The organism is Streptomyces sp. NBC_00038, from assembly GCF_026343635.1.
GTDB lineage: Bacteria > Actinomycetota > Actinomycetes > Streptomycetales > Streptomycetaceae > Streptomyces.
Genome location: NZ_JAPELQ010000001.1, coordinates 568,587 through 592,653, shown reverse-complemented (window position 1 = coordinate 592,653; position 24,067 = coordinate 568,587). Strand labels below are relative to the sequence as shown.

Here is a 24,067-nt window from a genome sequence, read left to right as displayed (position 1 = left end):
GTGTGTCGGCCACCATAGTGATCGAGGGACCTGTCGCACCGTCAGCGGTGCTGGGGGTCAACTGTGTTCGGCCGTACGGGAATTGATGTTTCGGGGGTACGTACGGCCGGGGCGCAGCCGCACGTGACCGTGATGCGAGACCGGGATGGCCACCGTGACCGACGGACAATCGAGGAACCCGGGCAAGGCACCCGCCGGGGCCAACAAGGCGCTGGCCGGGGCCCTCAAGGACGCTGCCTGCTCCTACGCCTCACTCGCCCTCCGGGTCAATGAACTGGGCCGCCGCCAGGGCGTGGACTCCCACTACGACAAGGCGTCGGTCACCCGCTGGCTCCAGGGCCAGCAACCACGGGGAGCCACACCGGAGTTGATCTCCGCCGTGCTGTCCGAGCGGCTCGGCCGCGCCGTGTCACCCGCGGATCTCGGCTTCCTCCCCGATCAGCAGCGCCCTGTCGCGGGCAGGGCGCTCGTCTATGGGGAAGACGTGGCCGAAACCCTTCACACCCTGGCCGAGTTGGGCTCCACCGACATCTCGCGCCGCAGCCTCCTCGGCTCGGTGCCGTTCGTCGCCGCGGCGCTGGCGAACCCTCAACGCGAGTGGCTGCTCTGGCTGCTGGAGCACCCGGAGGCCGGGCGGCCGACCCTGGTGGCGAGCGGCGGACCGGTCGAGCAGGTCCACGCGATGATCGCCATGTTCGACCAGATGGACAACCAGTACGGCGGCGGCGGAGTGCGCACCAGCATCGTGCACTACCTGTCCACCGAGGTCGTCCCCATGCTGCAGCGGCGCGGTACGCCGCCGCACTCGCAGCGCCAGTTGTACGCCGCCGCCGCGCGCCTCGCCGCGATGGCCGGCTGGAGCTCGTACGACGCGGGTGAGTACGGCCTCGCGCAGCGCTACATGACCCAGGCGCTGCGACTGTGCGCCGAGGGCCGCGACCGGGTGCTCGGCGGCCAGATCCTGGCAGGGCTCTCCCACCTGGCCACCAACCTCGGACGCCCCGACGAGGGGGTGGCCCTGGCCAGGGCCGGTATCGCCACGGCGAAGGACGCGGGCAGCCCGCTCGGTCTGATGCGCCTCTACGCCATGTCGGCGCGCGGACACGCTGCCCAAGGCCGCTCGGGCGAGGCCACCGAGGCCCTGTGTATGGCGGAGGGCCAGTGGGATGCCAGTAAGGGAGCCGCGCAGGAATCCGTCTGGGTGCGCTACCTCGACCACCACTATCTCCAGGCCGAGTCCGCGCTCTGTTTCCGTGACCTCGGGCTCGCCGCGCAGGCGGAGCGCACCGCGAACGAGTCGCTGAGCGCCAACGCCGACCGGCGCAGGCGGCAGGCCATCAGCCGCTCGGTGCTGGCGACCGCCCATCTCCAGCAGGGCCGCCTCGACGAGGCGGTCGGCACCGCCACCGAGGCACTCGACACCTTGAGCACCGTGCACAGCGAACGGTCGATCCAGGCGCTGCGCGACTTCCGGGGGCGGCTGGAGTCCCGCCGCCACGAGCCGCTTGTCCAGGAGTTCGAACGCAGGTCCCGCCCGGTCCTTGGGGCGGTGGCATGACGGGGCGACCCGGTGCCTTAGCGCCGCCCGGCGTCTCAGTACCCGTCGGGCGAGGGCGCGTTCTGGGCGCGGTCGACGGGCAGATGGGCACCCGAGATCCCGCTCGACCAGTCGGACAGCAGGAAGGCCACCACGCGGGCGACTTCCTGGGGCGCGACCGGCTCTCCGCCCGGGAACTCGTTGGCCGCGAACCCGGCGAACGCCTCGGGGTCCTCGCTGCGCATACGGTCCCAGCGCCTGCCCGGGATGAGCATCGAACCGGGGGAGACGGCGTTCACCCGGATCCCGTCCGGACCCAGTTCCCGGGCGAGCGAGGCCGCCAGGTGGATCTGCGCGGACTTCGCGACGCCGTACTGGACGGGCGGACCGGGCTTCCAGCCGGAGATCGACGAGATCACCACGACCGAGCCGCCGCCCGCCGCCCGCAGATGCGGGACCGAGGCCCGCACCAGTCGCGCGGCGTGGCCGACGTTCACTTCCCAGGTCGCCGCCCAGTCCGCGGCGTCCGCCTGCTCGAAGCCACCGCCGCGAGATCCGCCCGCGCAGGCCACCACCCCATCGAGGCCGCCGAAACGTTTCGCCGAGGCTTCGACAAAGGCCTCCAGCCGCTCAGGCTCGGTGACGTCGAGCGGCTGGGTGAACAGGGGAGTGTCCAGCGAGCCGGCCAGAGCCGCGAGGCCGAGCTGGGTGCGCGCGCAGGTCGCCACCCGTGCACCCTCAGCGGCCAGCAGCCGCACGATCTGCTCACCGAGCCCCCGCGTGCCACCGGTGACCAGTACGCGCTTGCCGCGCACGCCTGGCCACCCGGTGCCACCGCTCGGCTGCACCTCGGCCCGGCCCCCGCTCACGTTCCTCACGTGATCGAACATACATCCCACTCCACTACGCGCCTGCAACCGGACAACCCCGATTACCCCTGGTCCCTTCGCTGGTCCGGCGTGTTGGCTGCAGGAGCAGCCACCGAGACCGTCCCCCACCGTGCTGCACCCGAAGGAGGATCGATGACGGCATCCAGGGCGCATCGCCACGGGCCGTCGCCCTCACTGGCACGCGACGTCCACTCCGATGTCCCCCAGGGCGTTCTCGCCGCGGACGGACACGGGCCCGTGGGACGGATCCGGCCCGGTGAGAACCCCGTGACCCCGTCGGTCCCCGCGAGCAGAACCCACCTGCTGCGGACCACGGTCCCCGCCCACCCGTCGCGCGCGTCAGGTGTACGGACCATGGTCGCCGAGTACCTCAAAGGCCTGGGGCTGACACCCGACTACGTCGACAACGCTGTCCTCGCGACGGGCGAGCTGTTCGCCAACGCCATCAGACACGGAACCCCCGGCCCCGGCCTCACGATCACCGTCACCATCGAGTGCACCCCGCACGACCTGCGCGTGACGGTCGCCGACCGCTCGTCGGCCCTGCCGTGCCCGCGTACACCGGACGGAGCCGAGGAGTCGGGACGCGGACTGGCCATCGTGGCCGCGCTGGCCGACGACTGGGGCATCGCGCCACCCGAGCCGGGCACCACGGGCAAGAGAGTGTGGTTCGCGCTGGCGCTTCAGGGGGCGCGATGAACGGATCCCCAGGACACCTCGCCGTCAACGGGGAGCCGCGGCGGGACCGGGTGGAAGCCCACCGGATGGTCCCGGAGCTCGCGACGGCGCTCGCCGGCGAACTGGAGCGCAGGGCCGACGAGGAGCGGAGCCTGATGCGGCAGGCCAGGGCGGACCCCGCCCCCCAGCGCCGACACGCCATCGCCGAGCGCCGCCGGGCCAACGCGGCCGCCCTCAGGACGATCGTCGACCATCACGGTTGGCCTGCCGCCGACCTTGTCGGCCCGCCCGCCTCGACGGCAGCCCTCATGATCCTTCTGCACGCCGCGGACCTCGACTTCCAGCTCCTGTGCCGAGACCTGATCGCGCAGGCCGCGGCGGACGGGCGCTGCCCCGCCCTGCACCACGCCTACATCGCCGACCACTGCGCGGTCGAACAGGGGCAGCCGCAGTTCTACGGCACCCGCGTCAATCCCGTGACCTTCCGCCCGTATCCGGTCCGCCGGCCAGGGACGCTCGACGAGCGCCGCCGCGACGTCGGCCTGGGCCCGCTCGACGAGCAGATGCGGACGCTGCGCGCAGGCGAGTGAGGCAGCCGGGGAACGTGATGTGCGGCACGTGCGGAATTGCCCTCGCATCCGCCCGGGAAAGGTTCTGGCTGCGCACGGCTTGATCGCCGATCAAGTAAAGGGAATTCCCTGGCCACGGCATGTCCCGCTCATTTGACACTTCGTCGAGGGCACAGATAGGAAACAGCTCTCTGAGGTGGAGAGGTGCACTGTGCGCGAGCCGAACGTGGTCGAGGACTGGCAGGAGTACGAGGAGCATGCCGGCCTGCGCGTCCGCGTCCACGGTATGGAAAAGGCGGAGCCGCCGCGGGGGCGTGACGACGCCGCCGAGGAACTCACCTACTTCCGGTTCCGTGTCACCGTCGAAAATCGCACGGGTGAGCATTTCGGTATCCACCTCGAAGACGGCCAGATCGATGTCCGGGTCGGTGGCGACGGCGAGAGCGCGTTCCTCGACTGGCGGAACTCACAGTTCATCGAAGGCTTCGACGTCTATCCGCTGCGCCGGGCCACCGCCGTCCTCTACGCCGCGTGCCCCGACACCCTGCTGTCCCGGGTGGACATCCAGATCCAGCTGAAGGTTGATGAGGAGTGGACCGAGCGGTATCTGTGGGCGGGCGGGATCCACGCCTGCGAGCATCCCGTCGACGCCGGTGAACGTCCTGGCACGGGAAGGGACAGCCTCGCCTGCCAGGTGAGCAACTTCCTGCGGAAGGAAGCGGGGTCGTGAACCGCGGGGTCCCGCGTCTGCGGCACGACCCGCTGGACGGGCCCTAACGCTCCGCGGCCGGGTTCCCCTCGACCCACTGAATGAGGAGCTGCCGCACGTAGGGGTTGCCCTCCTGGGCGGCATGCGCCAGCCGCTCGGAGCCGGCCCGCGCCGCCCGCCAGGCCGTCGGCGAGTCCTCCGCGTGTGCGTGGTCCGCGGCGGCGAGTGCGTCGGCCGCGAGGCCCCGCAGCTCCTCGGACAGATCGTCGTCGGCCGCGGACCGGTATGCCTCCAGGCGGAGAGCCGCCATGTCCTGGGAGGAAGCGGAAGGCAGCGCCAGGGGTTGGGAGTAGCCGCTGACGGCGATGACGACACAGAAGGTGGCGATGTCCCGGCGGCTCTCGCGCTGGCCCTTCGCGATGGCGGGCGCGAGCCATGACGGGGCTCTCCAGTGCGAGACCGAGGTGGCCGTGAGGAGAGCGACGGTCAGCAGTACGAGAGGAATCCAGCCACCCAGGAAGAAGCCGATCGGCCCGAGCACCAGGAAACAGGCCCCGCTGAGTATCCAGATACGACGGCGGCCGAGTCTCAGGTGTCGGGGATCCATACGGTTCAGTGTCGCAGGAGCGCCTGTTCCGGAGTGAGGGGGCGGGTGATTTCTCGCAGGGGCCCCCGCCCCACCAGATGCGTCCGGATCAGGACAGCTTGCGGCCCACCCCGCCGTAGGCGTCGACGGCGATGTCGGTGGCCGGTGAACCCCCGGCTTCCGGGCGCCACTTGGTGACCGGGGCGATGCCGGGCTCCACCAGCTCGAGCCCGTCGAAGAAGCCGCCGATCTCCTCGACGCTGCGCACGTAGTACGGCACGGCACCGCTGGAGTTGTAGGCGTCCGAGGCCGCGATCATGCCCTCGCTCGTGGAGGTGCTGTCACTGATCACGAGGTGGCTTCCCGCCGGGAGCCCGTCCATGATCCGGGACACCAGCCCGCGCGCCTTCTCGTAGTCGGCGACATGGCCGAGAGTGTTGAGGATCATCAGGGCGACCGGCTGGGAGAAGTCGAGCGTGCCCTCGGCGGCCTTGAGGATCGCGTCGGGGTCGTACAGGTCGGCGTCGAGATACGCCGTCTTGCCCTCGGGCGTGCTGGTCAGCAGGGCACGGGCGTGGGCGAGCACCATGGGGTCGTTGTCGACGTAGACGATCCGCGCGTCCGGGGCGAGCCGCTGGGCCACCTCATGGGTGTTGTCGGCGGTCGGCAGCCCGGTACCGATGTCGAGGAACTGGCGGATGCCCTGGTCCTCCACGAGATACCCCACCGCGCGGCCCAGGAAATGGCGGCTGGTGAGCGCCACGTCGACCAGCCCGGGGAAGATCTGCTTGATGTGGTCGCCGATCTCGCGGTCGACCTCGTAGTTGTCCTTGCCACCGACGAAGTAGTTCCAAAAACGCGCGGAGTGCGGCTTGGTGGTGTCGATCCGGGCACGTATCTCGGCCGCGGCAACGAACTGGGGGTCGGGGTCTGACACGAGGGCGCCTCCTGCGCAGCGGGCTTCTACGGGCTAAACATCAACTTAGACGTTCGGGCCCGGCCCACGCTTCGCTTCGACTCCTCAACTACTTGCTGATGTACGGGTTTTGGCCAACTGTCGGACGACTCTGGCGGCATCGGGCAGCGGTGCGTACCATGCCGCGCCTGCGTCGTACCGCAGTCCAGGGCTCGGAACCGGTCGCGCTAGGGGAGCAGCTTGTCGAGGGCCGAAGGCCCCTCCTCCGCAAGCTTGCGCTCGGCCCAGGCAAGGGTCTTCGGAGTGATGTCCCGGCCTGTGGCGAGCACCAGATCCTCGGGGGACACGTCACCTCCGGAGCCGGTGTGCAGCAGCGCGTCGGGGGTCGTCGTGTCGTCGGACCGCGAGGACGAATCGGGCTGGCTGGTTGACATGATCTCTCCCTGTTCCACCTGACCTCCTCTCACGCTACGGGCATTCCGCGCCCCTCGCGCGCCCCGTGCCCAGACGCAGCTCAGGGGGCCTTCCGCGGGAAGCGGGCCCCGTTCGGGCGTACAGCAATGTCGGCTCCCGGCCGCCGAGGCGATGGTGGAGGCATTCGTACACCCAAGACTGATCGGAGCTTGCTATGCGTATCCGTCTGATGGCTGCCACCGGGCTGGCGGGCGCGGCCCTGCTGCTCACCGCGGGAACCGCCGTCGCGGCCGACCCCGACCCGGTCGGCGTCGCCGTGGGCAGCCCGGGTGTCCTGTCAGGCAACGTCGTCCAGATCCCCGTCGACCTCGACCTCAATGTCTGCGGCAACACCATCAACGTGGTGGGCCTGCTGAACCCGGCCGTCGGGAACGAGTGCGAGAACCGCTGACCGGAGGTGGCGCCGGGCAGGTCCTCCCTGCCCGGCGGTGCCCCGTCAGCTCAGTCGTCCTCCCCGGTGAGCGGCTCGTTCGAGGGCTCGATGATGCGGGCCGTGAGGTCCGGCTCGGTCATGTCCGGGTCGAAGGGGAACATGGGGCGGCGGATGCGGCGGTGGCCCAGGCGGACGAGGTCCTGGTCGACGCCGCCCGGGGTGAGAGCGAGCTTCCAGCCGGCGGACATGTCGAACAGCTCGGGTTCGAGGTAGCCGATCTTGACGATGACGATGTCGGAGCCGCGCGGGTCGAGCGCGAGGTCGGTGAAGTCGTTCTCGTGGTGGTACGGCTTGCGGAGCCGGGTCAGGATCACGTGCACGCTGCCGACCCGCAGGACGACCTCGGTCCCGGCGTCCCGGTCCCCGTGCCGTACCGCGTGGACGACCCCCGTCATCGTGAGCGGTCCGGCATGCCGGTCGTCCACCTCGGCTCCTGCCGTGACCGTGACGGTCGCACCGACGCCCGCCTTCTCCGCGAACTCGACGGCCTCCGGGCCCGGCACCGAGGCGTAGATGACCGCAGGTCCTGATGGGTCCTTGAACTCCGGCCGGGCGAGCACCCGTTGGAGTCCCCAGGTGACATCTCCCGCGCCGCCCGCCGTCGGGTTGTCGCCGGTGTCGCTGACGAAGTACGGCCGGGCGGCGGGGGAGGAGGCGAGCGCCTCGTCGAGGCACTCGTCCAGTGATCCGGTTGGTGCCACGAACGCGAACTCGCGCCGCGCCGCCCAGAATCCGCGGGCCAGCCGCTCCGCGCCCGCGGTGACGGCGGGCTCGGACGATCCGGTCACGACGACCGCGGCACGGTTGCGAGGCTCGTCCGCCCACGCGTACCCGACCCAGATCGCGGCGTCGACGACGCCGTCCGTCGCCTCCACGTTGTCGACCGCGGCATACACGCTCCTGGCCGGTTCGATGCGCGTCGAGGTCTGCTCGCCGGCCAGCAGGACGGGCACCGGGATCCAGGCCTTGACCGGCCGGGGCGCACCGGTCGTGAGCAGGTCCACGAGATTGCGCGCGGCCCGCTCCTTCGTCTCCATGTGGTCCTCGTGCGGGGCCATCCGGTAGCAGGTGATCAGGTCGCTCATGTGGGCCAGCTCGCGCGAGACATTGCCGTGCAGGTCCATCGAGGTGGACACGATCACGTCCGGCCCGACCGTCGCGCGGACCCGGGCGAGCAGGACGGCCTCGGCGTCGTCGATGCCCTCCACCGTCATGGCGCCGTGGATGTCGTACCAGAGGCCGTCCAGGCTCGGCATCTCCGCGAGCCGCTCGAGGAGTTCGTCGGCTAGTTCCGCGAACGCGGCGGCGGTCACCGTACCCCCCGGCAGCGCTTTGCCGACGAGCGCGCCGTGCCACTCGGCGGCCGCGCGCAGCGGCGTGTCCGGTGCGAGGAACGGATAGCGCGTCAGGACGCCCTCGCCGCGCAGCGGGTGGAAGGCGGGAGCCTCGGTCCGGGCCGGCGAGAACGTCGACGACTCGATGCCGAGTCCGGCGATGGCGATGACGGGGCGGGCGACCGCGGTACGGCTTTGCGACATGACTCCTCGATTCGGATCGGTGGTCGGCCCCGGACGTCAGGCGTCGCCGGTTCCGGTCACGGCATGGAGCGCGTGTGCCAGGGCGCGTTGGAGCGCGAACTGCCCGGCGCCGACAAGACCGGCATCGGCCCCGAGGCTCGCCCGCTCGATCACCAGATGCTTGGTCACGAGCGGATGGCAGCCCTCGTACAGCTGGCTGCGCACGGCGGCGACGAACGGTTCGAGCGTGGAGACGATGCCGCCGAGGTACACGGCGTCGGGGTTGAAGAAGTTGACGTTCGCGGCCAGCACCATGCCGAGGTACCGGCCGGCCTGGCGGACGGCTCGGGTCGCCTCGGGGTCGGCGTCGGACGCGAGGCGGACCACGTCCTCGACCGAGGTGACGTCGAGCCCCCTCTCGCGCAGGATGCGGACCAGTGCGGCGCCCGAGGCGACGGTCTCCAGGCAGCCGGTGTTGCCGCAGGAGCAGGGGATGTCGTGGCCCGCCTCGACCCGTACATGGGTGATCTCGCCGGCGGCTCCGGTGCCGCCCCGGTACAGCCGCCCGTCGGCGATGACGCCCGCGCCGATCGCGGAGCCCGTCTTCACCATGATCGACTGACGTCGCTCGGGGGGCTGGACGCTGTGTTCGCCGACGGCCATGCAGTTGGCGTCGTTCTCGATGGCCACCGGAACGCCGAAGCGGTCCTCCAGCCAGGCCCTGACGGGGAACCTGTTCCAGCCGGGCATGCGTGAGGGCAGGGTCACCACGCCGGAGGCCACGTCCACCGGACCCGGCAGGGAGAGACCGACACCTCTGAGCAGGTCCCGGCCGTGCTGCTCGGCGAGGGACTCCAGCGTCCTGGCGAGCCCGGGGAGCGCGGCCTCCGGTCCTTCCGCCGTCGGGAACGGGACGGTCGAGACATCCGTGATCCCGCCACCCGGAAGCACGACACCGACGTGTGCATGTCTGCCGCCGAGCTCGGCCGCGACCGCGAACCCTTCGCTGCCGCCGAGGCGCAGGACCTTGCGCGGACGGCCCCCGGCGGAGGAGCGCGTGCCCTGCTCCGCCACCAGCCCATGGGTGACGAGCTGGCCGACCGTGAGCGAGATCGTCGACGGCGCGGCACCGAGCAGCTCGGTGAGCTCGGTGCGGGTGGTCGCCTGCCCGGAGGCGAGCAGTTCGAGCACGCGCTCGGCCAGCGAGGAGACGCCGGTGACGCCTCTGCGGTGCGCCGGGCTTTTTTCAGGCATGGACGAATTAACTTCCGACGAGGGATCCGAGGCGATGAGAGTACGTCCCAGAAGCCGCCCCTCCACTTTTTTCAGAACAGCAGAAACAGGCTTTTTACAGGAGTGCGTCTGTTTCTTCGACCAGTCGGGTCGTTGACTGGCTCCGCCACGCGCCGTCGTTCACCCCGAGGATCCTGAGGAGAGCCATGTCCCCTGCTCGCACGACACTTGTCACCGGTGCCGTCGTCTCGGCGGGCGCGCTGCTGCTCGCGGGGTGCTCCGGCACGAGCGGTACGTCGTCCGCGTCCCCCGACACCATCAACTACGCGCTGCCCGCGAACTTCACCCCGAACTGGATCCTGCCGATCGGCACCGCGGCGCACCTCAACACCAACAACAGCTCCATCTCCGACAGCCTGTGGGAGCGGCTCGTCGCCTACGACGGCTCCACCGGCAAGATCGCCTGGAACAAGCAGGCGTCGATAGCCACCGCGGCCGACTTCGCGAGCGACGGCAGAAGCGTCGACATCACGCTGGGCAACCGCACATGGAGCGACGGCAAGCCGATCACCTCACGCGACGTCGAGTTCTGGTTCAACCTCATCAAGGCGAACAAGGAGGAGTGGGCGGGCTACAACCCCGGCAAGGCGCCGGACGACTGGACGTCGTTCAAGACCGTCGACGACCACCACTTCACCATCACGTTCGACAAGGCCTACAACTCGCAGTGGATGCTGGCCAACGAGCTGACCGACATCCATCCGCTCCCGCAGCACGCCTGGGACAGGACGAGTGCCACGGCCGCGGTGTCGGACGCCGACCGGACTGCCGAGGGCGCGAAGAAAGTCTGGACATACCTCAACACCGCCGCGAAGAACATCTCCGGCTACGAGAAGGACGCCCTGTGGAAGACCATCAGCGGCCCCTACTCGGTCAAGTCGTTCTCGACCTCCGGCAAGGTCGTGCTCGCCGCCAACAAGAAGTACGACGGCGGTGAGAAGCCGAACATCGCGACCGTGAACCTGCTTCCGTTCACGACGGCGGACGCCGAGAAGAACGCGCTGCGCTCGGGGAGCGTCGACTACGGCTACATAGAGGCGACCGACCTCGACCAGAAGGACAGCTTCACCGCGCAGGGCTACTCGGTGAAGCCCTGGTCCGGCTGGGCGATCACCTACATGCCGTACAACTTCAACAACCCTTCCATGGGCGCCGTGTTCAAGCAGCTGTACGCACGCCAGGCGGTCCAGAAGTCGATCGACCAGGACAGTCTGGCGAAGGTCATCTTCAACGGGACCGCGGTGCCCGGCTACGGCCCGATCCCGCAGGCCCAGTCGTCCGACTTCCTCTCACCGACACAGAAGAACAACCCGTATCCGTTCTCGACCTCGGCGGCCAAGTCACTGCTGACCAGCCATGGTTGGACCGAACAGGGCGGCGTGATGGTCTGCACGGACGCGGGCAGCGGTGGCTCGCAGTGCGGCGAAGGGGTCGCCAAGGGCACCAAGTTCCAGATGGAGGTGCTGTCGCAGTCCGGCTCGACGGTCACCGACAACATGATGAGTGAGATCCAGTCGTCGCTGGAGAAGACCGGGATCAAGTTCTCGATCAAGACCGCGCCCGTCAACTCGGTCCTGTCCCAGACCCCGCCGTGCACCGCGAGCGAGTCGATCTGCAAGTGGCAGCTGTCGTTCTTCGGCACCGCCGGCAGCTGGTACTTCAACGCCTTCCCGACCGGTGACTCGCTCTTCCAGACCAAGGGCGGCTCGAACTTCGGCAACTACTCGAACCCGGAGGTCGACCAGCTGATCACCGCGTCCACGACCTCGAACTCCGCTCAGGCCGTCCAGGACTACAGCGCGGCCGTCGCGAAGGACCTGCCGGTCATCTGGCTGCCGGAGCCCGACTACCAGATCTCGGTCGTCAAGGGAGGCCTCGGAGGCTTCTCGCAGGACTCGCTCGCCAACTTCCACCCGGCCCAGTGGAAGTGGACCAGCTGACCGCATGGACACCCTTCTCTATCTGACCCGGCGCGTCCTCCAGTCCGTCGTGGTGATCCTCATCGTGACCGTGGTGGTCTTCTGCCTCCTGCACGCGCTGCCCGGGGGTCCCGCACGCGGGATCCTCGGCCCGCAGGCGACCGCGCAGCAGATCACGCAGTTCAACCACGAGCAGGGCCTGGACCGTTCACTCCCCGTGCAGTACGTCTACTACCTGCGCACCCTCCTGCACGGCGACCTCGGCACGTCGTACACCCTGAACGAGGCGGTGTCGCGACTCATCGAGCAGCGGCTTCCCAAGACCCTCGTCCTGACCGTGCTGTCCGCGTTGGTCGGGCTCGCGCTCGCGATCCCGCTCGGCATGTGGCAGGCCGTCCGGCGTAACAAGCCGGCGGACTACGTCATCACGACGCTGAGCTTCGTCGCGTACTCGACGCCCGTGTACTTCCTCGGGCTCGTCCTGGTGCTGGTGTTCACGCAGCTCCTGCCCTGGTTCCCGTCGCAGGCGCCCCAGGGTGACACGCTGGGGCAGGTACTCGCGCAGCCGAACGCGCTCGTCCTGCCGGTCGTCGCGGGAGCCGCGTCCATGGTCGCCGTGTTCAGCCGCTACATGCGCGCCGCGACTCTGGAGAACCTCTCCGAGGACTACGTACGCACGGCGCGGGCAGGTGGCGCGGGGCCGCGCGCGATCCTGTGGCGGCATGTGTTCCGCAACTCGCTCACGCCCGTCGTCGCCATGCTCGGCTACTACATCCCCGTGCTCTTCGGCGGCGCGCTCGTGGTCGAGCAGCTCTTCAACTACCCAGGAATGGGGCTGCTGTTCTGGAGCGCCGCGCAGTCCTCCGACTATCCGGTCCTGCTCGGCTGCGTCCTCGTCATCTCCGTGGCGACCGTCATCGGCACACTGCTTGCCGACGTCGTCCAGCGGATCGTCGATCCCCGAGTGAAGGCGGGCCGGACATGAGCGCCGTACTGACCGTGGAGACCGTCACCGGCTACAGCCTCTCCGTACGCCGGTTCACGCGGAACAGGCTCGCGGTGGCCGGACTGGTCGTCGTCGTACTCTTCCTGCTCTTCTCCTTCGTGGGCCCGTGGATCTATTCGACCGACCAGACCCACACGGACCTGACCCAGGTGAATCTCGCGCCGAGCGGGGCGCATCTGCTCGGCACCGACGCCGTCGGACACGACGAGCTCGGGCGGCTCATGTTCGGCGGCAAGGTGTCGCTCCTCGTCGGCCTCGCGGCCGGCATCCTCGCCACCGTCATCGGCACGCTCTGGGGCGCGATCGCGGGGTATGCGGGCGGCTGGATCGACGCGGTCATGATGCGTGTCGTCGACGCGGGGATCGCGATCCCGGCGCTCTTCATCCTCCTCGTCGTCTCCGCCATCACAACTCCGGGCATCTGGGGGCTCGTCCTCATCCTGGGTCTGGTGTCGTGGCTCGTGCCCTCGCGTCTCATCCGGGCCGAGACGCTCACCCTGAAGGGCCGGGACTATGTGCTGACCCTGCGGGCGATCGGCGGCACGCACGGCCGGGCGATCGCCCGGCACATCCTGCCGAACTCGGTCTCGACGATCGTGGTCGCCGCGACGTTCCAGGTCGCCGACGCCATCCTGCTCGTCGCCTACGTGTCCTATCTGGGCCTGGGCGTCCAACCGCCGTCGACGGACTGGGGCGGGATGCTGTCGGCCGGTCTGACCGCCGCGTACTCCGGACGCTGGTGGCTCATCGTTCCGCCCGGCCTCGCCATCATCCTCGTCGTGTGCGCGTTCAACGCGATCGGCGACGGACTGCGCGACGCCTTCGACGTGAGGGGGCGTGGATGACCGCCGACATCCTGCGGATCGAGAACCTGGGCGTCACGTTCTCGACGGAGACGGGCGACGTGCCCGCCGTCCGCGACGTGTCGCTGCACGTCCGGCCCGGTGAAACGCTGGCCCTCGTCGGCGAGTCGGGCTCCGGGAAGTCGACGGTCGCGCTCGCGGCGATGGGGCTGCTGCCGGGCAGCGCACGCGCCACGGGCCGCGCCCTGGTCGGCGGCACCGACGTCATCGCCGCCGCCGAGGCCGACCTCACCGGCCTGCGAGGCCGTACGGCGTCGATGGTGTTCCAGGAACCCGCGACCGCACTCGATCCGCTGACCCGGATCGGCGCGCAGATAGCCGAAGTCGTACGCAACCACCGCCCCGTCACCGCCAAGGACGCGGCCCGGGAGGCGGTCGAACTGCTGCGTCGCGTCGGCATCCCGGACCCGGAGACGCGGGCGGCCGCGTTCCCGTTCCAGCTCTCCGGCGGACAGCGGCAGCGCGTGGTCATCGCCATGGCGATCGCGAACGCGCCGAGCCTGCTCATCGCGGACGAGCCGACCACCGCGCTCGACGTCACCGTGCAGGCCGAGATCCTGGACCTGCTGCGGGGGCTGGCCGCCGACTCCGGCACGGGGGTGCTGCTGGTCACGCACAACATGGGGGTCGTGGCGGACTTCGCGGACCGCGTCGCCGTGATGTTCCAGGGGGAGGTCGTGGAGACCGGGCCGGTGGAGCAGGTGCTGCTGCGACCCGCGCACGACTACACCAAGCGGCTGCTGGGTGCGGTGCCCCGGCTGATGGTGGCCGGGGCGGAGGCGGCGGGTCGGCCGCCCTTGGTCAGGGTCGTGGCGGAGGATCGGCCGGCCTTCGGCGAGCGGGACGGTGAGCCGGAGCTCGTCGCGGATCAGACAGTTGTCGGTCGGTCCTCCGCGGGCGGGACGACCGCCGGTCGGCCCTCCGCGGACCCGGTGGTCGATCTGCGAGCGGTGTCGGTGCGGTTCGGGCGCGGGCGGCGAGTGGTACGGGCGCTCAGCGAGGTCTCGCTCACGGTCCGGCCCGGCGAGACCGTCGGGCTCGTCGGGGAGTCCGGCTCGGGCAAGTCGACCGCGGCCCGCGTCGCGCTCGGCCTCCTGCCGCCGTCCTCGGGTTCGGTCACGCTCTTCGGCGCCGACCTCGGCCGGACCAGGGGGCGTGCCCGGCGTGCCCTGCTGTCCGGCGTCGGTGTGGTCCTCCAGGACCCGGTGGCCTCGCTCGACGCCCGGATGAGCGTGGGGGAGTGCGTCGCCGAGCCCTTGCGTGTCCACCGCCGGGGGATGTCGTCGGCGGAGCGCCGGGCCCGGGTCGGGGACGTACTCGAACTCGTCCGGCTGCCACGGGAGTTGGCGCATCGGGGCCCGCGGGAGTTGTCCGGCGGTCAGCGTCAGCGGGTGAGCCTGGCCCGCGCGCTGGTCCTCGAACCGCGGCTGCTGGTCGCCGACGAGCCGACCAGCGCGCTCGACGTGAGTGTGCAGCAGTCGGTCCTGGAGGTGATCGCGGAACTCCAGGACGAACTGGGGTTCGCGTGCCTGTTCGTGTCCCACGACCTCGCCGTCGTCCAGCAGTTCGCGCAGCACGTGGTCGTCATGCGTGCCGGGCGCATCGAGGAGGAGGGCAGTACCGCGACCACACTCCTGCACCCGAGGACGGACTACACGCGGCGGCTCATCGCAGCCGTGCCCGTACCGGACCCGGTCCTGCAACGCCGTCGGCGCGAGGAACGGCAGGCCGTCACGGGGGTCACCGCGTGAGCGACACGGGGGCCCAGGGTCCGGTGCCCGACGTGTTCGCCGGTGTCGACATCGGCGGCACGACCACACAGGTCCTGCTCTGTACGGCCGACCTCACCGTGATCGATTCCATGGAGGTGCCGACACCGGCGAGCGAGGGCGGGCAGGCGATGGTCCGCGCCGCGCTCGACGCGCTGGGCGTCCTGCGTGCCCGGGTGCCCTCGCGGCTGCTCGGGACAGGTATCGGCGCGGCCGGCGTCGTCGACAGCCGCGCCGGGCGCATCCTCGTGGCGAGCGACTCCTTCCGCTCCTGGGCCGGGTTCGAGGTGACGGCGACCGTCGAGGAGGCGCTCGGCGTCCCGGCCTTCCTCGACAACGACGTGAACGCCTTCCTGCGCGGCGAGGCGGCCAAGGGTGCGGTGGTGGACGAGCCGTACGTGCTCGGGATGACGCTCGGCACCGGCGTCGGCGGTGCGCTCCGGCTGAACGGCGAACTGCTCGACGGCCCGCACGGAGCCGCGGGAGAGGTGGGCCACATCCCCGGCTTCGGAGACCTCCCCTGCACCTGCGGTGGCCGCGGGCACCTGGAGACACTCGCCTCCGGCCGCTCGATCCGGGCGCGGTACGGCGAACGGACGGGACGGCTTCTCACCGCACGGGCTGTCGCGGAGGCGGCGGTCGACGGTGACCCCGACGCGGTCGCCGTGTACGAGGCCGCGGGCGCGGGCGTCGCGCGCGCGATCCTGATCACGGCGGGCCTCCTCGACATCACGACCTTCGTGATCGGCGGCGGCGTCAGCCGGGCCTGGGATCTGCTCCAGCCACCGATGCTGGCCGAACTCGCCGCCGGACCGCCCGTCAGCGGGCATCCGATCCGGGTCGTGCGGGCCCGGCTCGGCAGCGATGCCGTCGCGATCGGGGCCGCGTCCCGTGCGCGTACGGAACTCGGCGCGGTGTCGCGGGTCTAGGGGACTGTCCGGCATGATCGGCCGGACAGAGCCAGGGGGCGCGCGGTGCTGTCGCCTGCCGGGTGGCGACCGCATGCTCAACTGTCGTTTTCTGGACGGTGAGTTGACGACTGGCGTCCATACATTGGTCTGTACATGCCCCTGCTTTGCAGGCCAGACTGTGCGCCGAACAAGCGCCCCCCACCGAGGAGTACTCCACATGCGCATGCCCGCCCGGCAACGTTGTCACACGGCTCTGGCCGGTCTCGTCACGCTCGCCACGGCCGCCGTCCTGACCGTCTCCGCCACCGCGCCCGCCGCTGCCGCCGACACCTGGACCGAGGTGGGCTCGGACCGCGCGGACCCGCTGAGCGAGAGCCAGGGCCTGACCTCGGTCGAGGTCCCGGCCGGAAGCCCGAACCGCTACACGGGGGTCGGGACCATCCCCGTCGACGTCTACTCCCGCGGCTGGAACCACGTGGGCGACCCGGACGCCTCGTACAGCGGCTACTACGTCGAGCCCTACCAGGCCGACGGCGGCACCGCCAAGATGTTCCGCGTGCAGGCACCGGGCGGCGGCGCGTGGTCGGAGTACGTCCACACGCTCAACTCCGGAGAAGCGCTGAACAACTCCTGGGTCGCCATCTCACCGGGCGGCTCGTGGATGGTGAACGGCGAGTACGGCACCATGACCAGATTCCTGGTGTTCCCGACCCCGGGCGTGAACTCGAGTACGTCGCCCTCGGCGAACCTCCCGCTGGCGTCCACCATCACCCTCGACCACGCCGTACGTGACGTCCAGGGCTGCGACTTCGTCACCTCGACGCAGCTGCTGTGCTCCTCCGACGACCCGGCGGGCACGCTCTTCGGCTACACCAAGCCGCTGCTCCAGATCGACCTGTCCGCCGAGCCGGGCAGTTCCAACGTGACCGGTCACGTCACGGCCCTGCGCCAACTCCCGCTGCGCAGTGGCTGCACGGGCACCTTCGAGACGGAGGGCATCGACTACGACCGCCGCACCGGCACTCTGCGCGTGATCGTCATCTCGCCCGGCTTCTGCGTCATCACCGATAGCAAGACCTACAAGTTCACCAAGAGCTGAGCCAGGCCGAATTGGGGTGTCCGAGGGGGTGCGTGGCGCACAACTGCCTGGATTTTAGGCAGGTTTCGCCCCGCCACCACCTCGGGCACTCCCGGGCGCGGCCACCTCGCTCCATACTGTGGGCCGAAATCCGGCGCGGACCCGTACACGGACCGAAAAGGACGGCTCACCCATGATCGGATGGCGCACCTCCGCCGTAGCCACCACCCTCGCCTGCACCGCGGCCCTGGCCTGTACCGCAGGCGTACTAGCGGCACCCGCGGGCGCGAGCGAGCAGCACCGGCCGGGGCCCGGAACCTTCGACCTGCAGGCGCACCGCGGTGGACTCGGACTGCGCCCGGAGAGCACCCTCGCCTCCTTCGCGCACGGTCTGGAGATCGGCGTGAGCACCCTGGAACTGGACGTCCAGATCACCAAGGACGGCCAGGCGGTGGTGACCCATGACCGGCGCGTCAACGGCACCAAGTGCCAGGACACGGCGCCGGTTTCCCCCGGCGATCCGCAGTACCCGTACGTCGGCAGATACGTGAACACCCTCACCCTCGCCCAGGTCAGGACGCTCGACTGCGGCTCCCTGACGCTGCCCGCCTTCCCCGAGCAGGTGCCGGCGCCCGGCGCGCGGATGCCGCTGCTCAGCGAGGTGTTCGACCTGGTGAAGAGCTACCGCGCCCACGACGTCAAGCTCAACGTCGAGACGAAGGTGGAGGCTGGCGCACCCACCGAGACAGCCCCGCGCGAGCAGTTCGTGCGAGTGACCGCCCGTGAGATCCGCCGGGCCCACATGCTGCGCCAGGTGACCGTTCAGAGCTTCGACTGGGGCGCTCTGATGGAGATGCGCGAAGTCGAGCCGCGGCTGCCGCTGGTGGCCCTCGACAACAAGGACTTCCTGCAGGTCGGTCAGCCCGGCGCCTCCCCGTGGCTCGGTGGCATCGACATCGACGACTTCGGCGGCGACCCGCTCAAGGCCGTCAAGTCCTTCGGTGCCGCCGCCTATTCGCCGGTCCACGGCACCCCGCAGAACGGCAAGGTCACCGACCCCGACTACGTGCCCTATGTCACCGCGCGGATGGTCGACGACGCGCACCGCCTCGGGCTCAAGGTGATCCCCTGGACCATCGACGACCCGGCCACCATGAACAAGCTCATCGACGACGGCGTCGACGGGCTGATCACCGACTACCCGGACCGGCTGCGCACTGTGCTGGCCGAGCGCGGGTTCAAGCTGCCCAAGCAGTACGGGTAGGGCTTACAGTCGAAAGGACACCCGAATGATGGGGGGCGGCCGGCGGTGGTGGAGGACGAGGCCGTGATCGGCTGTACGGGGGAAGTGCTCATCGGTACGCGGGGAAGCGCCGGCCCCGGCGAGATCCTGGTGCGGGTCAGAGGTGGCACGGAGACCTTTCTCGCATGGTCGCAGGAGCCCTTGCAGACGGGGGCGACCGTGCTCGTGATCGATTCCCGGGGCTGCCGTGAGGTCGATGTCATCAAGTGGGCTGATCCGCTGGACGTGTTGGGCGATGGCCTCGCCGACGCCGGCTGAGGAGGAGAAGCATGTTCGGTTATCGCGTTCCCGCTCCCGATGAGGCGATGCTGATCTCGGGAGGCAAGCGAGGGCTGGGCGGAGCGCCCTTCCGAGTCGTGATGGGGCACGGAAAGTTCGTGCTCCCGATCTTCCGCAAGACCCGCTTCCTCACCCTTTCGATGTGCGAGTCCGAAGTCACCGAGACCTGTGTCACCAGGCAGGGCATCTCGCTGCACGTCCGCGCCGTCATCGCGTTCAAGGTCGGCAACGACACCGAGAGCGTCATCAACGCGGGGCAGCGGTTCCTCTCCGACCAGGACCAGATGTCGGTGCTGACCGGCCGGATCTTCGCCGGCCATCTGCGTTCCATCATCGGCTCGATGACCGTCGAGGAGATCGTCACCGAGCGGCAGAAGCTCGCCGCGGAGGTCCTGGACACCTCGAAGGTCGAGATGGCGAAGATCGGCCTGATCGTGGACTCGCTGCAGATCCAGTCGATCGACGACGGAGACACCGGCTATATCGAGGCCATGTCCGCCCCGCACAAGGCGGCCATCCAGCGGCAGGCGCAGATAGCGCAGGCCCAGGCCACCCAGGCCTCGGTCGAGGCGCAGCAGGTGGCCGCGCGCAACCAGGCCGAGTACGCCCGGCAGACCGCGATCGTGAAAGCGGAGTACTCGGCCGAGGTCGACCGCGCGCAGGCGCAGGCCGCGCAGGCGGGACCGCTGGCGCAGGCCCACGCGCAGCAGGAGGTGCTCGCCGCCCAGACCGAACTGGCCCAGCGCGCCGCCAAGTTGCGCCAGCAGCAGCTGGTGGCCGAGATCGTGAAGCCCGCCGAGGCCGAGGCCGAGCGGATCAGGGTGCTCGCCATCGCCGATGCGGAGCGCATGAAGATCCAGGCGGAGGCCGCCGCGTCGCACGACCGCGTCGCCCTCGACCGGATGCTGATCGACCAGCTCCCGCTGATTGTCAAGGAAGCCGCGGGCGGCCTCGCCGGTGCCAACGTCAACGTCCTCAACGGCGCGGACGGTCTCGGCGAGATCGCCGCGGGCCTGGTGGCCCAGGGCCTGACGATCCTGGACTCCGTCCGCCAGAACCTGAACGGCCAGAACCCCGACGGGAGCCCTGAGAAGACCCAAGGGCTACTGGAGTTGCAGGGGTATTCACGTACGCAGGGGAAGGACACCGACGAGGGGGAGCGGGACGAAGACCCCGGCGACCCTCGCTAGGAGGCCGCACTCCGCGGTTGACGCTCGCGTCAGGAGAGCCAGCCGGTCGAGCCGGACCCCGGCGGAAGGGCGCGGGAGTTCGGGAGGGGAGCGGCGGGAGGTCTCGAAGGGAAACCCCCGGATGCGGGACCGGCGTTGACGATCCAGTCGAGTTCGCGCTGGATCCTGCGGGCTTCGGTGCGGACCTGCAGGGGTATGTCGCCACGCTCGGATATCAGTTGGGCGTAGATCGGTACGTCGTGCACGGTTGTGCTTCTCCTCGGGGTCGATGCCTCGCCACTACGGTAAGGCCGCGGCGTCGCCGCAGGAGACATCCTCCCAGTTCGGACAGAACCGGAAGCACCCGGCCAAGGAGTGACACCGGCCACCCCGGTTCAGAACACGGGCGGTGGACCGGGGTGCCCGGGTGAACCGGCCCCGCGGATCGGTTCACACGGGAGGCGCGCCCTTCACACAGGGTGCGCCCCGCCTTGCCCACGCGCACCGTCTCACTCCCTCCCGGAAGCCGGACGAGGCGCTGAGAATGATGCGCAGTGAACAGGCCCCGCCCACCATCCGCAGCGGGGCGGGGTCTGTTCACGTCGGCACCCCGCCACGTCCGGTGCGGGGTGCCGGCCGCGTCAGAGGTCGTCGTCCTCGGGCTCGTCGAACCGGCCGGCGCCGTATTCAAGTAACTTCGCCGTCTCCACCAGCGGTGCCAGCGGGTCTTCTTCAGCGGCGTTCGGGCTGCGCCCCGCGCCGCTGCCCCGCCATGGACGGAGCCGGGAGAGCCATCTTCTGATCGTGGACATCGCCAAAGGGGAACCCTCCAGGGTCCAGGGCGGACAGCTGGCCGAAAGATGTCGCGCCACCGAAACGCCATACTGCGCCACCCCTTCCGCCACGTAGAAATATCTACCAACATGAGCATCGAGAATGGGGCAGACCGGAGGAATTTCGCACATTCTTGCGGTCTTTGAGGAGTTGGCTCCGGGTCCGGCAGTACGGCGCCAGCAACCGCGGAGGAGAGCCATGAGAAGTCGCTCGAACCAAGCAGTGGAGTGGCTCGCCGCCGCCGCGACGGACCCCCGGGCGTGCAAGAGGCAATGGCACGCGGACAACGGGACCGCGGTACTGGCGGCCGGGCGGTTCTGGGATGTGCTGAGCGTGCCGGAGGAGTTGGGCCTCCTCGCCCTCGACGTCCTGCTGCGCAATCCGCGGCAGGAACCCGGCCCCACGCTCTGCGACTTCGCCGCCCACAGAGTGGGCTTCTTCCTGCCGCCGGATCCCGACAGCCGCTGGGTCGGAACCGGCATCCGCTACGCCGGCCGCGGCGCGTGGATCGCCGCACCGCCCCCGAACCGGGTCACGGGATTCCTGCGGTGGCTCGTTCCGCCCGACGGCAGCGGCACCCTGTACCTCCCCACCGCCGTGGAGCTGGCCCTTCAGGAAGCCACCGGGTTACTCGCCACCCTGCTGGGACCCGTGGCATCCCGCCCGCCGGACGGGACGGTCGCCGCCACGGGAACCGACCGTCCCACCCACCGCCGGCCGTGCGGCCCTGGCGTCCCGAACAATGACAGCAGCCCGGAATGACCGCACGCGCGGGCACGGCTGCCTCAGTCGGCGGGATCGGCACCGGCCAGGCAGACGGCAACACGTTCCCACCGTCCCCTGTCGGCCGCGCCGTCACGTCTCCTGCCTCCGGGCGGGGCGGTGAGGGCTGCCCACTGCGAGTCGTGCCGGCCCGGCACTATCCGGCCCCTGGCCCACCACTCGGCCACGAGGGAGGCGTAGATCGGGGGGTTCGCCCCCTGCGGATCGGCGATTTCGGCGTGCGGCCGAGAATGTGTCCCCTGGTCCAGGAGGCTCCCGGTCGTGGTGGATGTGCTGTCCATGCTGCTGCAACGCGGCCGGGTACGCCGGTGGTACGCCCGCGCTTGCATATGACGCCGAATCGAGTGAGCACGCCCCCTCGTTCGGGGCCATGTACTTATCGGATGAGCGACTCAGCTCTTGTGGGCGCGCAGCGCGGCGAGGGCGCGGTCGGCGTGTGCACTCATCCGCAGTTCGCTGCGGACCACCTCCAGGACCGTGCGGTCCTGTGCGATGACGAAGGTGACCCGTTTCGTGGGCGCCAGGGAGAATCCGCGCTTCACGCCGAACCGCTCACGGACCTTGCCCTCGGCATCGGACAGCAGCGGAAACCCGAGCGTGTGACGCCCGGCGAACTCCTGCTGGCGGTCGACGGTGTCACCGCTGATTCCGACCGGCCGCGCTCCGGCGGCGGCGAACTCGGCGGCCAGATCACGGAAGTGGCACGCCTCGGCGGTGCAGCCCGCGGTGAGGGCGGCGGGATAGAAGAACAGCACCACCGGTCCCTCGCCGAGCAGTTCCGACAAGTGCCGCTCGGCACCCGTCTCGTCCGGCAGAGCGAAGTCCTCGACCGTGTCGCCCACATCCACCTGACCCGTCATGACCGTCCCTCCCCATCCTCGGCGACGCCACGTGCGCCAACACGAGCGGTACTCCACTGGTGCTGTCGCGCGATATTACTGGAAGGTAAGTCGCAGTGAGGGACGGGGTTCCGGTCACGGTGTCCGGCGCAACCGGACCGGTGCTCACGCCGTCAGCGCATGCCTTGGCGCACCTGTCGCGGACGGTGCCGTGCGCACCGCCGCCCGCACGGGATACGTCGTCTTTCCCGGGTCCACCATCGGATCCCCGAGCACGATCCGGCCCGCCGCGTGCAACGCGTCGCACTCGTCGGTGGGCAGCGCCACGTGACAGCCTCCGCGCCCGGCCTCGGAACCGACGGACTGCCAGTAGCCGTACCGGCGACGCCCGTTGGCGTGCACGGTGAGGAAGACCGGGGCGCCCTGCTCCATGACGATACGCAGGACTTCGGCACCGCCGGGGCTGAGTGGAGTGCGTGCGCTGGGGAGAGCCCGGAGTATGGGGCCACGGCCTCCGGTCGGGGCCTGCTGCATGGCGCGGCGGTGGAGAGGGGGCGTCATGTGCGGGCGGCCTTTCGACGAACGGGGTTCGATCGCGTACCGCCGGGAGCGGTGACGTTCTCGCTGCCCCGCATTGTTCCCGAGAGCACTGACAATGCGGGCCGGACAACGCTCCGGAGCGATGCCCGTCTTGTCAGACGCATGCTCAACTCCTCGCGTTCCACACCTCCATGACGTCCTCACGAACCACACATCCCCGTAACACCCGTGACAGTGAGGATCTCTTCTCGCCTAACCCAGGAACGCCGCCGTGGCCGTCACGAACCGGTCGGCGTCGTCGAGCCACGGGAAGTGCCCGGCACCCGGCTGAACGACCAGCCTGGCATCCGGGAACAGGGCGGCCAGCTCGGTCACCGCACGAGGAGGGGAGTTGAGATCGACCTCGCCGGCCAGCAGCAGAACCGGCACCCCGAGCAGGGCGAGCGCGGCGCGCGTGGTGTCCGGGTCGAAGGCGCCCTCGGCACCGTAGACGGCGGCGGCTTCGTCGTTCCGCTGACCGTCCTCGGCGGCGTGGTGGGCTCGGGCCTTCTCGTCCCAGCGGCCGTAGAGGAACGGCGCGACGGCCTGCCAGCTGTCGTCCGTCGCCCGCCCCGCGGTGATCTCCTCCAGGGCCGCGTACGCCTCCGGGAACCACGGCTCGTCCCGGCGGAGCCGCGCCGTCTCGCGCCGCACATCTCCCGTGACGGCAAGCCCGACGGCCATGACGCTCGGCGTGATCAGTGCGAGCCTGCTCACGCGCTCCGGGTGGCGGGCGGCATAAAGCGCCGCCAGATTCGTACCACCGGAATGCGCGAGCAGGTCCATCGTCTCCAGACCGAGATGCTCGCGCAGCGCCTCCACGTCATCGACAAGTCGGTCGCAGCGGTACGAGGAGGCGTCGCCGGGCGTCTGCGACTCACCCGTGCCCCGAAGATCCAGCATGACCAACTGCCGGTGCGCGGAAAGGCCGCCGAGGTCACCGAGGTACACGGACGCCTGCATGGGTCCGCCGGGCAGGCAGACCACAGGAGAGCCGTGTCCGAACACGTGGTAGGCGAGCTTGGTTCCGTCAGGTGCGGAGAAGTTGGGCATGGCCAAGACCCTGACAGCGTCGCCCGGCCGCAGCAACTGGATTCGGGGCCTGCGGGAATGCCAGGGAAGGTGCTGCCCTG

27 protein-coding genes are annotated in these 24,067 nt (G+C 70.0%); 15 read left to right on the top strand and 12 right to left on the bottom strand.

Annotation, left to right across the window (positions count from 1 at the left end; all coding sequences use genetic code 11):
* Positions 1-145: 145 nt before the first annotated feature.
* Entirely contained in the window at positions 146-1,558 is a 1,413-nt protein-coding gene (locus OG219_RS02850; protein WP_266822496.1) for a hypothetical protein, read from the top strand.
* Positions 1,559-1,593: 35 nt separating this feature from the next.
* Here the strand turns inward: OG219_RS02850 and OG219_RS02845 are convergent, their stop codons facing one another.
* Positions 1,594-2,406 (bottom strand): SDR family NAD(P)-dependent oxidoreductase, encoded by an 813-nt coding sequence (locus tag OG219_RS02845; protein WP_266835977.1) that lies wholly within the window; start codon positions 2,404-2,406, stop codon positions 1,594-1,596.
* A 153-nt stretch (positions 2,407-2,559) separates the two neighbouring features.
* On the opposite strand from OG219_RS02845, the gene OG219_RS02840 reads away from it, so the two are divergent.
* The 3 genes from OG219_RS02840 to OG219_RS02830 all read left to right on the top strand — a co-directional run bounded on the left by OG219_RS02840 (position 2,560) and on the right by OG219_RS02830 (position 4,404).
* Positions 2,560-3,126, top strand: coding sequence for an ATP-binding protein (locus OG219_RS02840; RefSeq protein WP_266822494.1), 567 nt, complete (start codon positions 2,560-2,562; stop codon positions 3,124-3,126).
* Entirely contained in the window at positions 3,123-3,695 is a 573-nt protein-coding gene (locus OG219_RS02835) for a DUF6624 domain-containing protein (RefSeq protein ID WP_323183261.1), read from the top strand. Before OG219_RS02840 ends, OG219_RS02835 begins: the two co-directional genes overlap by 4 nt.
* A 190-nt stretch (positions 3,696-3,885) precedes the next feature.
* Positions 3,886-4,404: a hypothetical protein gene (locus tag OG219_RS02830; RefSeq protein WP_266822492.1), complete on the top strand. Its 519-nt coding sequence runs from the start codon at positions 3,886-3,888 to the stop codon at positions 4,402-4,404.
* Between the two features lie 43 nt (positions 4,405-4,447).
* Here OG219_RS02830 and OG219_RS02825 read toward each other — a convergent pair whose 3' ends face one another.
* The 3 genes from OG219_RS02825 to OG219_RS02815 form a co-directional block, all read right to left on the bottom strand.
* Positions 4,448-4,990 (bottom strand): hypothetical protein, encoded by a 543-nt coding sequence (locus OG219_RS02825; RefSeq protein WP_266822490.1) that lies wholly within the window; start codon positions 4,988-4,990, stop codon positions 4,448-4,450.
* Between the two features lie 88 nt (positions 4,991-5,078).
* Positions 5,079-5,906: an SAM-dependent methyltransferase gene (locus OG219_RS02820; RefSeq protein WP_266822488.1), complete on the bottom strand. Its 828-nt coding sequence runs from the start codon at positions 5,904-5,906 to the stop codon at positions 5,079-5,081.
* Positions 5,907-6,112: 206 nt separating this feature from the next.
* Positions 6,113-6,319: a hypothetical protein gene (locus OG219_RS02815; protein WP_266822486.1), complete on the bottom strand. Its 207-nt coding sequence runs from the start codon at positions 6,317-6,319 to the stop codon at positions 6,113-6,115.
* A 194-nt stretch (positions 6,320-6,513) separates the two neighbouring features.
* Here OG219_RS02815 and OG219_RS02810 point away from each other — a divergent pair, with 194 nt between their 5' ends.
* Positions 6,514-6,750, top strand: coding sequence for a chaplin (locus OG219_RS02810; RefSeq protein ID WP_266822484.1), 237 nt, complete (start codon positions 6,514-6,516; stop codon positions 6,748-6,750).
* A gap of 50 nt (positions 6,751-6,800) precedes the next feature.
* Here OG219_RS02810 and OG219_RS02805 read toward each other — a convergent pair whose 3' ends face one another.
* On the bottom strand, positions 6,801-8,330 hold the full coding sequence (locus OG219_RS02805; protein WP_266822482.1) for a M81 family metallopeptidase: 1,530 nt from the start codon (positions 8,328-8,330) through the stop codon (positions 6,801-6,803).
* 36 nt (positions 8,331-8,366) lie between these two features.
* Positions 8,367-9,563 (bottom strand): ROK family transcriptional regulator, encoded by a 1,197-nt coding sequence (locus tag OG219_RS02800; RefSeq protein ID WP_266822480.1) that lies wholly within the window; start codon positions 9,561-9,563, stop codon positions 8,367-8,369.
* A gap of 185 nt (positions 9,564-9,748) precedes the next feature.
* On the opposite strand from OG219_RS02800, the gene OG219_RS02795 reads away from it, so the two are divergent.
* From OG219_RS02795 to OG219_RS02755, 9 genes are all read left to right on the top strand, one after another.
* Entirely contained in the window at positions 9,749-11,542 is a 1,794-nt protein-coding gene (locus OG219_RS02795) for a peptide ABC transporter substrate-binding protein (protein WP_266822478.1), read from the top strand.
* Between the two features lie 4 nt (positions 11,543-11,546).
* Positions 11,547-12,506 carry an ABC transporter permease gene (locus tag OG219_RS02790; RefSeq protein ID WP_266822476.1) on the top strand — a complete coding sequence of 320 codons (960 nt, stop codon included), beginning with the start codon at positions 11,547-11,549 and terminating at the stop codon, positions 12,504-12,506.
* On the top strand, positions 12,503-13,372 hold the full coding sequence (locus OG219_RS02785) for an ABC transporter permease (protein ID WP_266822474.1): 870 nt from the start codon (positions 12,503-12,505) through the stop codon (positions 13,370-13,372). Before OG219_RS02790 ends, OG219_RS02785 begins: the two co-directional genes overlap by 4 nt.
* Positions 13,369-15,141: an ABC transporter ATP-binding protein gene (locus OG219_RS02780; protein ID WP_266822472.1), complete on the top strand. Its 1,773-nt coding sequence runs from the start codon at positions 13,369-13,371 to the stop codon at positions 15,139-15,141. The genes OG219_RS02785 and OG219_RS02780 overlap by 4 nt, the downstream gene beginning before the upstream one ends.
* A 32-nt stretch (positions 15,142-15,173) precedes the next feature.
* Positions 15,174-16,088 (top strand): ROK family protein, encoded by a 915-nt coding sequence (locus OG219_RS02775; protein ID WP_266835975.1) that lies wholly within the window; start codon positions 15,174-15,176, stop codon positions 16,086-16,088.
* Positions 16,089-16,287: 199 nt separating this feature from the next.
* Positions 16,288-17,169 carry a hypothetical protein gene (locus tag OG219_RS02770; protein WP_266822470.1) on the top strand — a complete coding sequence of 294 codons (882 nt, stop codon included), beginning with the start codon at positions 16,288-16,290 and terminating at the stop codon, positions 17,167-17,169.
* A gap of 172 nt (positions 17,170-17,341) precedes the next feature.
* On the top strand, positions 17,342-18,412 hold the full coding sequence (locus OG219_RS02765) for a glycerophosphodiester phosphodiesterase (RefSeq protein WP_266822468.1): 1,071 nt from the start codon (positions 17,342-17,344) through the stop codon (positions 18,410-18,412).
* Positions 18,413-18,457: 45 nt separating this feature from the next.
* The gene (locus tag OG219_RS02760; protein ID WP_266822466.1) at positions 18,458-18,709 is read left to right on the top strand and encodes a hypothetical protein; all 252 of its coding nucleotides are present in this window, start codon (positions 18,458-18,460) and stop codon (positions 18,707-18,709) included.
* An 11-nt stretch (positions 18,710-18,720) separates the two neighbouring features.
* The gene (locus OG219_RS02755; RefSeq protein ID WP_266822464.1) at positions 18,721-19,920 is read left to right on the top strand and encodes a flotillin family protein; all 1,200 of its coding nucleotides are present in this window, start codon (positions 18,721-18,723) and stop codon (positions 19,918-19,920) included.
* A gap of 29 nt (positions 19,921-19,949) precedes the next feature.
* Here OG219_RS02755 and OG219_RS02750 read toward each other — a convergent pair whose 3' ends face one another.
* Together OG219_RS02750 and OG219_RS02745 are read right to left on the bottom strand one after the other, a co-directional pair.
* Complete coding sequence (locus OG219_RS02750; protein ID WP_266822462.1) at positions 19,950-20,165, bottom strand: hypothetical protein; 216 nt, start codon at positions 20,163-20,165, stop codon at positions 19,950-19,952.
* 375 nt (positions 20,166-20,540) lie between these two features.
* Positions 20,541-20,711: a hypothetical protein gene (locus OG219_RS02745; RefSeq protein ID WP_266822460.1), complete on the bottom strand. Its 171-nt coding sequence runs from the start codon at positions 20,709-20,711 to the stop codon at positions 20,541-20,543.
* Between the two features lie 220 nt (positions 20,712-20,931).
* Here OG219_RS02745 and OG219_RS02740 point away from each other — a divergent pair, with 220 nt between their 5' ends.
* Positions 20,932-21,495 (top strand): hypothetical protein, encoded by a 564-nt coding sequence (locus tag OG219_RS02740; protein ID WP_266822458.1) that lies wholly within the window; start codon positions 20,932-20,934, stop codon positions 21,493-21,495.
* A gap of 23 nt (positions 21,496-21,518) precedes the next feature.
* On the opposite strand, the gene OG219_RS02735 is transcribed toward OG219_RS02740, so the two are convergent.
* From OG219_RS02735 to OG219_RS02720, 4 genes are all read right to left on the bottom strand, one after another.
* Entirely contained in the window at positions 21,519-21,797 is a 279-nt protein-coding gene (locus OG219_RS02735; protein WP_266822456.1) for a hypothetical protein, read from the bottom strand.
* Positions 21,798-21,908: 111 nt separating this feature from the next.
* A complete protein-coding gene (locus tag OG219_RS02730) occupies positions 21,909-22,376 on the bottom strand; it encodes a peroxiredoxin (protein ID WP_323183260.1) in 468 nt (155 codons plus the stop codon).
* Between the two features lie 144 nt (positions 22,377-22,520).
* Positions 22,521-22,916, bottom strand: coding sequence for a hypothetical protein (locus OG219_RS02725; RefSeq protein ID WP_266822454.1), 396 nt, complete (start codon positions 22,914-22,916; stop codon positions 22,521-22,523).
* Positions 22,917-23,147: 231 nt separating this feature from the next.
* The gene (locus OG219_RS02720) at positions 23,148-23,987 is read right to left on the bottom strand and encodes an alpha/beta fold hydrolase (protein ID WP_266822452.1); all 840 of its coding nucleotides are present in this window, start codon (positions 23,985-23,987) and stop codon (positions 23,148-23,150) included.
* Positions 23,988-24,067: the final 80 nt, after the last annotated feature.